Raw genomic sequence first — 11,980 nt, 5'->3', positions numbered from 1 at the left:
GACAGATTCAAAGAGGAAAAGGGCTTTGGCACTCGTACACAAGCTATTTTTCATCTATTGCAAGTAGCACTTGAACAATCGGACAAGAGATAGCTAAAGCTATCTCTTGTCCGAAGGCGATTCATCCCCCACCTACTCATTGGGCTGCGCCCTTCTCATTCCTTGAGGTGGGGGTCTTCTCGCCTTTAATGATAAACAGAATAAAAACCAGGGAAAAATCCCTGGCTGAAATTACTCGTTCGGGTTGAGCGTGCGCTGAATGGTTTTGCCGGTATTTTTCATAAAATCTCGAATATCGGCATCAATCGTTTCGCGGGGTTTGTCGTTCCGGATGTTCGTGTCGATTTGTTTGATGCGGTTGAACGATCCTTCATCCGTAAACACATCGACGTTTCTGCCCTCTGCAAGCTCTCTTGTTTCCTTAACGATGGCATTTTTGACACTTTTGTTGTTTTTATCATTTGTATCCACTGCAACGATCACGTTGTCATCGGTTACGACGGTTCTCGCATCATCCACATTTTTCATGTCTGATACTTTTTTTGCCACTCTGTCAGCAATTTTCTGGTCATCATTCGAGTAGTAGCCGTTCTCATCTGCTACTGGAACCGGACCATTATCGTTGGTCATTCTGTTTGGGCGGTCATTGCGGTCCCCATCCATCATCTCGGTAATCGGCCCGTCATTATCTGCATGATCGCGGCCTTTTCCGTCATGTTCGTTTGAGTACATGCCTACTGGCTGCATGTTGTCGTTGTAGTTCGTGGCATTGTCATTGCCGCCTGAATTACAGCCGGCAAGCATTCCTGTAAGCAAAACCGCAGAACCGTATTGGATCGTTTTTTTTATCAAAATGACAACCCCCTGCCCTTATTTGACCATCCTGAGCACATGTGCTCCTGATTATAGTGTGCAGGAGAAGGAGTTTTCATGTTGACAGTTCCCTCCAGTCAGATGGACCGGTTTCCAGAGCTATGATCTTAACCTGAACAAAAAAAGAGACGATTGTGAGTCGCCTCCTGCGTGATCATTAATCTTCTTCTGTATTGTAAAAGTCCGGACGTCCAAACATTCCGCCATATCCGGGCTGCATTCCGTAAGAAGGCTGGCCGCATCCGCAATCCTGGCCGTAAGCTCCTGCCTGCATCTGCGGCTGGCCTTTTCCGCTTTGGGCACCCATTACGTTCGGCATATTTTCTTCCATGGCACCCATCACGTTTGGCATGTTCGGAGACATCGCGCCCATCACGTTCGGCATGTTCGGAGACATCGCACCCATCACACCGGGACCGAATCCGGAACCAGGCATTACCGGGGAAATCGGAGTGCATCCAGGCGGGTATGGGGAATATCCCTGCGGCATCATTTGCGGCATCATGCTCTGAGCACCCATCACGTTCGGCATGTTTTCATCCATGGCACCCATCACGTTTGGCATGTTTGGAGACATCGCACCCATTACGTTCGGCATGTTCGGAGACATCGCACCCATCACATTTGGCTGGTTCTCGAATGCACCCATCACGTTCGGCATATTCGACATGTTCGGGGACATCGCACCCATCACGTTCGGCTGGTTCTCGAATGCACCCATCACGTTTGGCATATTCGGAGACATCGCACCCATTACGTTTGGCTGGTTCTCGAATGCGCCCATCACGTTTGGCGTGTTCGGAGACATCGCACCCATTACGTTCGGCATGTTCGGGGACATCGCACCCATCACGTTCGGCATATTTTCATCCATGGCGCCCATCACATTCGGCATGTTTTCATCCATTGCTCCCGCTACACCGTATGGCATCATTGGCGGTGAAGGATAGCACCAATATGGCATCGGCGGCGGCGGACAGTGATGGTGATGATGCATAGGATAGCCATATCCTTGCATCGGAGCCTGCATTCCATATCCAGGGCCGCCGTACATCGGCTGCTGCATGGATGGCTGCATTGCTCCTGCTACTCCAGAAGGAGCAGAATAAGGCATGTTCGGCATTTTCTCCATTTTCTTTGTTGCCTCCTCTTTCATGGCTGGTGAAACTGCCTTTTGCGCCTCCTGCTTTCCAGCAGTCTTCTCTTTCGGCTTTTCTGCGGGTTTTGTCATTTCCGGCATGACATTGGCCGGCTTTTTCAATTCAGGCATGACATTGGCCGGCTTTTTCATCTCCGGCATTACATTCGCCTTTTTCTCAGGAAGCTTTGGCTGCTTTGGAGGCAAGGACATGTTCACCATATAATAATTGTTAATATCCATTTCAGGGTAAACAGGCTGCGGGATATTCGGCATCTTCGGCATAAAAGGAGTAACAGGTTTCTCTTTTTTCGGCTCCTCTGCTGCCTGAACCTCTTTTTTCGGCTGTTCTTTTGCAGGCATCTGCATTTCTTTCTTTGCGTTAAAATTAACTTGAGCTTCTTTTTTAACAGGGACGCTTCCCGAAGGTACTTTAATTTTCATTCCGGGCATTATGGAGTCCGGGTTGCTTAATTGGGAGTTCATCTTTTTCAGTTCTTCAAAATCGGCTCCGTATTTTTTTGAGATATTCCACAATGTATCCCCTTTTTGAACGATATGGATTTTCAAAGGTTCCCCCTCCTATGCATTAACTGTACAGGAAAAACATACAGGCAAATTGCCGTTATTCTTCACCACAAGTTATGCATAAACCGGGGCGAATATGCCTTTTGAAAATGCGCGCCTGTTCTCCCTCCTGAAACTTCCCTATTATAAAACGCAAAAACCGTGATATATGTGCCACTTTTTGAAAAATAATTCCACAAATGCCCCCGTTCCTCCACCAGAGAAGCCGGGTTATGCACCGCGATCCCATGGGCTCTACCGGCAAGATACGTGCGGATTTTTTTCCGGACCGCACCTTTCATCTCATTTTTGCAGCAGAAAAAACCCCCGGGATTTTATCCAAGAGGGTTTGAATCAGAACGGCCTTTTATTTAGATGGACAGCATCCGGTCAAGTGCCAGAACGGCCTGCTCTGTTATGTCTGGGTCAACTGAAATACGGTTCACTCCTGCTCCGCTCTCCAGCGCTTCGAGAGACCAGAGCAAATGCGGGAGATCAATCCGGTTCATAGTCAGGCACGGACACATATATGGATTTAGTGAAATCACTTCTTTGTCCGGATTCGCCTGGATCAGGCGGTTAACAAGATTCATCTCTGTCCCTACTGCCCACTTCGTACCCGGGGCAGCGGCGGTGATCTGTTCGATGATGTATTTCGTCGAGCCAGCGAGATCCGAGAGCTGGACGACCTCATGCGTGCATTCCGGATGGACGATAATTTTCATATCCGGTTTCGTCTTCCGGATATGGTCAATATTTTTCACTGTGAATTTTTCATGAACCGAGCAATGGCCTTTCCAAAGCAGGATCCGTAAATGGTCCGCTGCCCCCTCATGCTCGAGCATCTCCTCCTGCGGGTTCCAAACGGCCATATCCTTAAGCGGAATCCCAAGATCAAAGGCTGTGTTCCGTCCAAGATGCTGATCCGGCAGGAAAAGGATCTTTTTCTTTTGGCTGAGAGCCCATTGAACAATGCGTCTCGCATTCGATGATGTAACAGCCGCCCCGCCATTACGCCCGACAAAGGCTTTTATGGCTGCTGTGGAATTGACGTAGGTGAGCGGGATGATCGTATCGCCAAACTGTTCGGTCAGACGCTTCCATGCCCGTTCAGTCTGCTGAATATTTGCCATATCCGCCATGGAGCAGCCGGCTCTCATATCCGGCAGATATACGTGCTGATCACTGCCTGTAAGCATATCTGCTGTTTCAGCCATAAAATGCACACCGCAAAAAACAATGTGCTCTGCTTCTTTGTTTTCAGCAGCAGCCTGCGCAAGCTGCAAAGAATCTCCCGTGCAATCGGAGAACTGTATCACTTCATCTTTTTGATAATGATGGCCGGGAATAAAAAGTTTTTTCCCGAAACGCTGCTTAATCTCCCGGATCCGATCTTCCATTTCCGTCACTTCCATCGACCTGTAATGCTCGGGCAAAAGGGATAAAGCTCCTCCAAGAAGCAGATTAGACGCCATGTTTTGTTTCCTCCTGTTTCATCAGTAAGCTGAAATCCAGAGCCCGGACTGAATGGGTGAGGCAGCCGAGTGAAATATACTGTACCCCCGTCCCGCGGTACATTGAAATATTGTCCACGTCGATTCCCCCCGATGCTTCCGTTATGAACGGGGATGGTGTGAGCTCTGCAAACCTTTTAACCTCCGCGGGCGTCCGGTTGTCAAACATAATAATATCTGCTTTCGCTTCGATCGCTTCCAGAAGCTGTTCTTCGGTTTCGATTTCCACTTCGATCTTTACAGCGTGACCTGCTGACCTCCTAGCCATAGCAACCGCCTTACGGATGCTGCCTGCAAAAGAAATATGATTATCTTTGATCATGATGGCATCATGAAGCCCGAAGCGGTGATTGCTTCCTCCCCCGCATCTCACAGCATATTTATCAAACATCCTGAGGCCCGGAGCTGTTTTCCGGGTATCGCATATTGCCGTCTCAGGACTGTCCAGCTTTTTAACCGCTTCAGAGGTCATCGTTGCAATACCGCTCATCCGCTGCAGCAGGTTAAGGGCTGTACGCTCTGCACCAAGAATGGAGCGGATGGTCGCTTTGACAGCAGCGGCAGCTTCTCCTTTTTCGATTGTTTCGCCATCCTTCTTAAAAACGGTTATTTCAGCGCTCGGGTCCAGCATGGAAAAAGCGCATGTAAGCACCGCTTCTCCAGCAAAAACCCCAGTTTCCTTTGCATAAATGACAGCCTCTCCTTTTGCATCATCAGAAAAGATCGCTTCTGATGTCGCATCACGGTCCCCCAAATCCTCAAGTAAAAATTCTCTGATTTTCTGTTCCACTTTTAGCCGGTTCATCCTGTCACCTCTAAACGTTTTTTCACACGTTCCCAAATAATCTCTTTCCGGAGCCACTCCTCCCGTTTCACCGGGAAGTCTGAGCGGTAATGGCCTCCTCTGCTCTCTTCTCTTTCCAGTGCAGAGAACGCGATCATTCCGGCGGCCGTTACCATGTTGGAAAGCTCGATCTCCTCCCAGGTTAAGCTGCCGGAATCGGCCTCTCTATAAGTCAGGCTCCGGAACCAGTCTGTCAGGCGCCGCAGCCCCTCTCCCGACCTTTCGATGCCTGCGTATGCCTCCATCATTTCTTCAAGTTCCAGCCGGCTTACGGAATAGGCTTTTATGAGGGTTCTCCCCGGGACGGATGTTTTCTCTGCCTGTTTTACGTTCTTCAGCTCAGCTGCGATTCTTCTTCCAAAAACGAGACCTTCCAGCAGCGAATTGCTCGCAAGCCGGTTTGCCCCATGCACGCCTGTGCAGGCACTCTCACCCGCTGCATACAAGCGTCTGAGGCTCGTTTGGCCGCGGCTGCCGGTTTTCACGCCTCCCATAAAAAAATGCATGCCCGGCTTAACCGGAATCAGTCCATGCTCAAGAGAAATTCCATGATTTCTGCAAAGAGAAGCAATGCCGGGAAATCTCTTGTCAAAAGAACGAATCGACCGGATATTTAGAAAGGTGCTTTCCCCTGCTTGAAGCCGCCTGAATATTTCCCTGGAAACGATGTCTCTCGGAGCAAGATCCTTCAGGGGATGAGCCTTCTCCATGATTCGCTCCCCGCTGCTGTCCTGAAGGAACGCTCCCTCGCCTCTTACCGCTTCTGAAATAAGCCCCTTTACATGGCCGTCTTTCACAAGCATCGTCGGATGAAACTGGACAAATTCCATATCTGCAAGCCTCGCACCTGCTCTATATGCGAGAGCGGGTCCATCACCGGTTGAGGAAGGATGGTTGGAGGTATGGGCATAGAGCTTTCCGCACCCTCCCGCAGCAAGGACCACCGCACCGGCTGTCAGTTCAGCATGCCTGCCATCCCTCCCAAGTGTGCGGACTCCATAGCAGACCCCATTTTCAACCAAGATCTCCGTCACCATTGTGTGCTCAATGATTTTTACTTTATGGCGGATTTTTTCCAGCAAAAATTGAACCGTCATCCTCCCGGATTCATCGCCGCCGGAGTGAACGATCCGGTGCAAGCGGTGCGCCCCTTCCATCCCCAGTTTGAGCGATCCATCCACATCCCGGTCTGCCGGAAGCCCATCTTGAAGCAGGTGAAGCAAAAGCTCTTTTCCTTCTTTGGCAAGCTGCATCGCTGCCTCTCTATCGGTATGGCCGTCACCTGCAAGAACCGTGTCTTCACCATGAAGCCGCCATGAATCTTCTTTTGCAAGGGCCCCTGCAATCCCGCCCTGGGCCATAGCTGAATTTCCGTCCTGTACACGGCCTTTTGTCAGCATAACTACGTTCAGTTCTTCACAAATATAATAAGCCACTGCCAATGCAGCGATTCCGCTTCCGACTATCACAACGTCTGTTTGCGGCATTTTTTTCACCTTGCTTTACATGTGTCTTGACACCTATCTTTACATAATTTTAAAATAAGCACAAGGCTTTTTTTGAATGGAGGAACACGATTGATTTATTTGGATTTTGCAGCTTCCGCCCCCATGAGTGAGCTGGCTCTGCAAGCTTACGCACAGGCAGCAAAAGAGGCGTATGCCAACAGCAGGAGCCTTCATGATGAAGGCGGAAAAGCATCTGAATGGCTCGCGGTCAGCAGGCGAAGGATCGCAGCTTTAATCGGAGGCAGTGAAGACGGACTGTATTTTACAGGGAGCGGCAGCGAAGCGAATGTCCTCGCTATTCAGTCTCTTTTAAACGGCGCTGAAGAAGGCAAAAATGAAATCATTATGGGTGCAACTGAGCATGCTTCGATCCGCACCTACTTAGACAGCCTGAAAAGCAGAGGGTATGTGATAAAGACCGTACTGCCCGGGAAACATGGCATCATAACGGAAAAGGAAACGGCAGAATATATAACGGACCGTACCGCTTTGATCACCATCCAACACGCCAACTCGGAAACCGGCCTGGTTCACGACATCGCGGGAATCAGCCGCCTTGCCGCTGAAAAAAAGATTCTCTTTCACTCGGATTGCGTCCAAACCTTCGGCAAGCTCCCACTGGAAGCCGAGAGCTGGGGGATCAGTGCTCTCACCGTCTCCTCTCATAAAGTACACGGTCCAAAAGGGCTTGGAGCTGCCTATCTTTCACCGAATATGTTCTGGAAACCCTGCATTCCGGGGACTTCCCATGAGAACGGCTTCCGGCCAGGGACGGTGGATGTACCCGGCATTGTCTCATTTGCCGCAGCAGCCGCTGAAACGGTAGAGTCGATGGACAGGGAACAGGAGAAAATGAGACAATACAGAGAGCATTTTTCCCGCTTTCTTATAAAATCTCAAGTAGGAAGGCTGATCGAAGCCCCGCAGCCCCACCAGCAGCTCCCGGGAATCATGGGCTGTTTATTGCATAATAGAGAAGGCCAGTACGCGATGCTTGCCTGCAGCCAAAACGGCATCGCCATCGCGACCGGAAGTGCCTGCCACTCCGGAATGGCCAAGCCCCCGGAAACACTTCTCTCCCTCGGAATTCCGGAAGAAGAAGCCCACAGCTTTATTCGGATCTCCACGGGAAGGAACACCACTCTGTCTCATATGGAGCAGGTGGAGACCATTTTACACCGGCATTGCGGGGCAGCATTAGAAAGGATGACGCCGGAATGAACGAAAAAGTATACGGAGAAGAACGCAGAAACCTAATCCTCCACCAGCTCAAAACCTCATCCGAACCCCTGACAGGAAGCGGACTGGCACTATCCATGAACGTGAGCCGTCAGGTCATCGTCCAGGATATTTCTCTATTAAAAGCCCGGTCCGAACCCATCATCGCGACAAGCCAGGGCTACCTGTATATCCATCAGCAGGCAGCCCCGGCACACGCCGAGCGGCTGATCGCCTGTGTCCATACACCGGAGCAGGCGGAGGAAGAACTGAACATAGTAGTTGATAACGGTGCCGCAGTGAAGGATGTCCGTGTCGAGCACCCCGTTTACGGGGACCTCACAGCATCCATCCAGGTGCACAGCCGCAAGGAAGTTAAAGAATTCATAAGGAAAATTACATCAAGCCAGTCCTTCTATCTCTCCCAGCTGACAGACGGCGTTCACATGCACACCATCACAGCCGATACAGAAGAGATCCTGGACGAAGTGTGCCTTGCCCTGGACAAAGCGGGATTTTTAATAAGAGGAGATTGAAAAAAGCTGAACCTTGGAGGTTCAGCTTTTTTGGGGAGGCGGGGATGGCCAGACACCATTTTCCACAGAAACCTCTCACTGGTAAACGGAGTTTGGCGGGGTCTGTCCCGCTCTGCTTTAACGCAGCGCGGGACAGAGACTCTACACGCTGAAACCTTGTGCCCCAACGGTTGACAGGGATGGTGCCGGAGCTTTAGTTCGGCAGAGAACATGGGGACTGGCACCGGGTCTGTCCCCACACGCTTCACCGCATCAGGGGACAGAGACTCTACACGCTGAAACCTTGTGCCCCAACGGTTGACAGGGATGGTGCCGGAGCTTTAGTGCTTTATCTGAGTGGGGGACTGACCCCGCTTTTTCCTGAATGAGAGACTCAGTCCGCTTTTTACCGAATGAAGTACTGACCCCGCTTTCACCTGAATGAAGTCCCCCCGCCCTTTCCATTCACCCACAGGTAATCCCACATCAAAAAAACGGACCGCTGATTCCCGCGATCCGTTTCTTTTCTTTATGCAAAAAATGCTTTATAGCTTCCGAGCACCTTCACTCCGCAGCCGAGTGCTTCAAGCTCACTGATGGCGCCGGGGATTAAGATGCCGTCCATGGCATGCTCCAGATCAATCAGGAAAAAGTAGTTGCCGAGGCCTGTTTTCATAGGCCGCGACTCGATTTTTGACATGTTCAGCTTTCTCCATGAGAAGGCTGAAAGCACCTGATGGAGCGTGCCCGCCTGGTCGGAGGGGAGTGTCACCATGATGGTGGTTTTGTCCTTTCCTTCGAAGCCCGGCAGAGTTGGCGGCTTTTCATTCATCGAGGGGTGCAGGATGGCGAAAAGAGTATGATTATAATGGTAGTCGTGAATGTCACGTTCCACAATGGTTAAACCATATACTTCGGAAGCCATCTCATTGGCGATGACCGCTGCATTTTCATGCGGATTCAAGCTGATGTGACGGGCGGCTGCTCCGGTGGAGGCAGCATGCGAGTGCTCTGCTTTTGGAAATTCTTTATGGAGATAACGGTGACACTGAGCGATCGCATGGGAGTGCGAAATGATTTTTTCCAAGTCTCTCCATGATGATGCACGGCTCGGATGTACCATCAGATGCTGATTGATCGGCACGACCAGTTCGCCTACGATATGAAGCGGCTGTTCATGGACGAGGTAATCTACGGTCAGGTTGACTGACCCTTCAATGGCATTTTCAAGCGGAACGATCGCAAAATCGACGTCGCCTCCTGCCACAGCATCCATGCAGGCAGGAATGGTGGCGTAAGGGATCTGCTCGGTCTGGGCATGAAAAAATTTAGATACAGCTAAATGGGTAAATGTAGCTTCCGGTCCTAAAAATCCAATACGGTAACTCAACGTCTATCTACTCTCCTTAAGCCCCTGATCCAAGAATCTCTACTTTGTCAACAAACTCCATTTTTTTGAAACGGGAAATCAGCTGGTTAATGTCTTCGTTCATACCGTTAATATTCAGCGACAGGGTTACATTTGCACGCCCCTGCAGCGGAATCGTCTGATGGATTGTGAGAATATTGCAGCCTGCGCCTGCTACGATCCCGAGCAGCTCGGACAGAGTGCCGGCCCGGTCTTCGAGCTGAAAAAACAGTGTGATGATCTTTTCTTTTACGACGGAATGGAAGGGAAAAACAGCATCTCTGTATTTATAGAAGGCGCTCCGGCTGAGGTCTGCCTTTTGAACGGCATCTGCAACGGAGGCTGCCTTCCCCCTTTCAATCATCTTCTTTACATCCAGTGTCTTTTTCATGGCTTCCGGGAGTACATCTTCACGGACGAGAAAAAACGTTTCTTCCTTCAAATCCCAACACTCCTTACTGGAACACGTAAGCTCTGTATATGTATAATGTCCAGGCAGCAACAGCCTGGACACCTTGTTTTTTAGTCGACAAAATCGAATTCGTAATCCAGAAGCCTTACTGTGTCTCCATCTTTAGCGCCTCTTTTGCGAAGGGCTTCATCTACGCCCATCGTACGGAGCTGGCGGGCGAACCGGCGGATCGATTCTTCTCTTGAGAAGTCTGTCATCTTGAACAGTTTCTCGATTTTCTCGCCTGTCACGTCAAAGATTCCAGCGCTGTCTCTCGTAATGATAAACGGCGTTTCTTCTTCTTCGAGCGTATATACGACGCGGTGAACACCGAGATCTTCCTCTTCTTCGTGAAGCGGGAATTCAGACGTGGTCTCAAGCGTATCTGCGATGTTGAAGAGCAAGTCGCGGATTCCCTGCCTCGTTGCAGCTGAGATAGGAAAGACCGGATAATCGTCTTCAAGCTTTTCTTTAAAAGCGATGAGATTTTCTTCTGAATCCGGCATATCCATTTTGTTCGCCACGATAATCTGCGGACGTTCAGTCAGACGAAGGTTGTACTGCTTGAGCTCTTCGTTGATGGTGAGGTAATCCTCATATGGATCCCTTCCTTCAAGACCTGACATATCAATAACATGAACGATGACTCTTGTCCGTTCGATATGGCGGAGGAACTGGTGGCCGAGCCCGATCCCCTCGTGGGCACCTTCAATCAACCCGGGAAGGTCAGCCAGGACAAAGCTGCGTCCGTCCTGAGTCTCAACCATTCCGAGATTTGGCGCGAGCGTCGTGAAATGGTAATCCGCAATTTTCGGCTTCGCTGCCGATACAATAGACAGCAGAGTGGATTTACCGACACTCGGAAACCCGACAAGTCCGACATCCGCCAGAAGCTTCAGCTCCATGACAATGTATCGTTCCTGGCCCGGCTCGCCATTTTCAGCGATTTCCGGTGCAGGGTTCGCAGGCGTTGCAAAGCGTGTGTTTCCACGGCCGCCTCTGCCCCCTCTTGCAATGATGGCCCGCTGTCCGTGTTCCGTTAAGTCGGCCAGGACCTGTTTTGTATCATCGTCCATTACGACAGTACCGGGCGGCACCCTTACAACCATCTCTTCGGCGTTCCGGCCATGCATGTTTTTAGACATACCGTGTTCTCCACGGTCTGCTTTAAAATGACGCTGGTACCGGAAATCCATCAGGGTGCGGAGTCCTTCATCCACTTCGAAAATGACATTGGCGCCTTTGCCTCCGTCTCCCCCTGCCGGCCCTCCGTCCGGAACATATTTTTCGCGGCGGTAGGCTACCATTCCATTGCCTCCGTCGCCGCCTTTTACATAAATCTTGACCTGATCGACAAACATACTGTCTTTCCTCCGTTCTGTGATGCCCTGTTACTTCGTATCATATAAGACAGCTGCCGTTAATTCTTCAGCTGTTGCAGACAATTCCGTGACTTTTTTCTCCGGCAATTTTTGAAAGTATGCAAGGAGGCTTTCCGTTTCTGTTAGGATGCCATGAAAATCAAAAAAGAAACGAACCTGTCCCGTATTTTCCAGCATTTCAATGGTCAGGATCAGCTGATTCTCGCTTCGTTCCCCTGCACATTGATCCAGCAGCAGAAAAAATTCCCTGAACCAATGAGACAATTCATGATCATGCCTGTCAAGCGAAAACATATCCCCGATGATTTCATACTCCAGTGAAAAGGAATGCCGTACCCAGGCAAAGCTGATCAGCTGTTCAGCGAGCTCAGGCGCCTTCAGATTGCAAAGCCTGGATTCCTGCTGTGCTTCAATAATGATTTCTTCCATAATTTCATTAACTCGTTCGTATTTCCCGAGAGACAAGTTGCCTTTTAACAGCTGCAGCCGGTTCATCCAATCGTGGCGGTAGTGGCTGATCGCATCAACCATATTCCAGTTTTTACTCTCATTTGTCATCCGG

At 50.2% G+C, this 11,980-nt stretch carries 11 protein-coding genes; 2 read left to right on the top strand and 9 right to left on the bottom strand.

All coding sequences use genetic code 11. The features are described 5' to 3' along the window. Positions 1–231 precede the first annotated feature (231 nt). The 5 genes from GKZ89_RS06230 to nadB form a co-directional block, all read right to left on the bottom strand. A complete protein-coding gene (locus tag GKZ89_RS06230) occupies positions 232–852 on the bottom strand; it encodes a YhcN/YlaJ family sporulation lipoprotein (RefSeq protein WP_155111531.1) in 621 nt (206 codons plus the stop codon). A gap of 178 nt (positions 853–1,030) precedes the next feature. After that, positions 1,031–2,581: a SafA/ExsA family spore coat assembly protein gene (safA, locus tag GKZ89_RS06225; RefSeq protein ID WP_155111530.1), complete on the bottom strand. Its 1,551-nt coding sequence runs from the start codon at positions 2,579–2,581 to the stop codon at positions 1,031–1,033. Positions 2,582–2,949: 368 nt separating this feature from the next. Then, the gene (gene nadA / locus GKZ89_RS06220; protein ID WP_155111529.1) at positions 2,950–4,053 is read right to left on the bottom strand and encodes a quinolinate synthase NadA; all 1,104 of its coding nucleotides are present in this window, start codon (positions 4,051–4,053) and stop codon (positions 2,950–2,952) included. Next, complete coding sequence (gene nadC / locus GKZ89_RS06215; protein WP_155111528.1) at positions 4,043–4,897, bottom strand: carboxylating nicotinate-nucleotide diphosphorylase; 855 nt, start codon at positions 4,895–4,897, stop codon at positions 4,043–4,045. The genes nadA and nadC overlap by 11 nt, the downstream gene beginning before the upstream one ends. After that, positions 4,894–6,423: an L-aspartate oxidase gene (gene nadB / locus GKZ89_RS06210; protein WP_155111527.1), complete on the bottom strand. Its 1,530-nt coding sequence runs from the start codon at positions 6,421–6,423 to the stop codon at positions 4,894–4,896. Before nadB ends, nadC begins: the two co-directional genes overlap by 4 nt. Positions 6,424–6,513: 90 nt before the next feature. Here nadB and GKZ89_RS06205 point away from each other — a divergent pair, with 90 nt between their 5' ends. Both GKZ89_RS06205 and GKZ89_RS06200 read left to right on the top strand, forming a co-directional pair. After that, entirely contained in the window at positions 6,514–7,665 is a 1,152-nt protein-coding gene (locus tag GKZ89_RS06205; protein WP_241680137.1) for an IscS subfamily cysteine desulfurase, read from the top strand. Beyond that, positions 7,662–8,198 (top strand): transcription repressor NadR, encoded by a 537-nt coding sequence (locus tag GKZ89_RS06200; RefSeq protein WP_155111526.1) that lies wholly within the window; start codon positions 7,662–7,664, stop codon positions 8,196–8,198. Before GKZ89_RS06205 ends, GKZ89_RS06200 begins: the two co-directional genes overlap by 4 nt. 508 nt (positions 8,199–8,706) lie before the next feature. Here GKZ89_RS06200 and pheA read toward each other — a convergent pair. From pheA to GKZ89_RS06180, 4 genes are all read right to left on the bottom strand, one after another. Then, a complete protein-coding gene (gene pheA, locus GKZ89_RS06195) occupies positions 8,707–9,567 on the bottom strand; it encodes a prephenate dehydratase (protein WP_155111525.1) in 861 nt (286 codons plus the stop codon). Positions 9,568–9,583: 16 nt separating this feature from the next. Then, positions 9,584–10,027, bottom strand: coding sequence for an ACT domain-containing protein (locus tag GKZ89_RS06190; protein WP_155111524.1), 444 nt, complete (start codon positions 10,025–10,027; stop codon positions 9,584–9,586). 80 nt (positions 10,028–10,107) lie between these two features. Further along, entirely contained in the window at positions 10,108–11,397 is a 1,290-nt protein-coding gene (gene obgE, locus GKZ89_RS06185; RefSeq protein WP_155111523.1) for a GTPase ObgE, read from the bottom strand. Positions 11,398–11,427: 30 nt separating this feature from the next. Continuing rightward, positions 11,428–11,976 carry a Spo0B C-terminal domain-containing protein gene (locus tag GKZ89_RS06180; RefSeq protein WP_155111522.1) on the bottom strand — a complete coding sequence of 183 codons (549 nt, stop codon included), beginning with the start codon at positions 11,974–11,976 and terminating at the stop codon, positions 11,428–11,430. Between the last annotated feature and the right edge of the window lie 4 nt (positions 11,977–11,980).

This window comes from Metabacillus mangrovi (assembly GCF_009711125.1).
Classification (GTDB): domain Bacteria; phylum Bacillota; class Bacilli; order Bacillales; family Bacillaceae; genus Metabacillus_B; species Metabacillus_B mangrovi.
The sequence above is the reverse complement of the archived record's forward strand: the minus strand, read 5'-3'. Positions and strand labels throughout refer to the sequence as shown.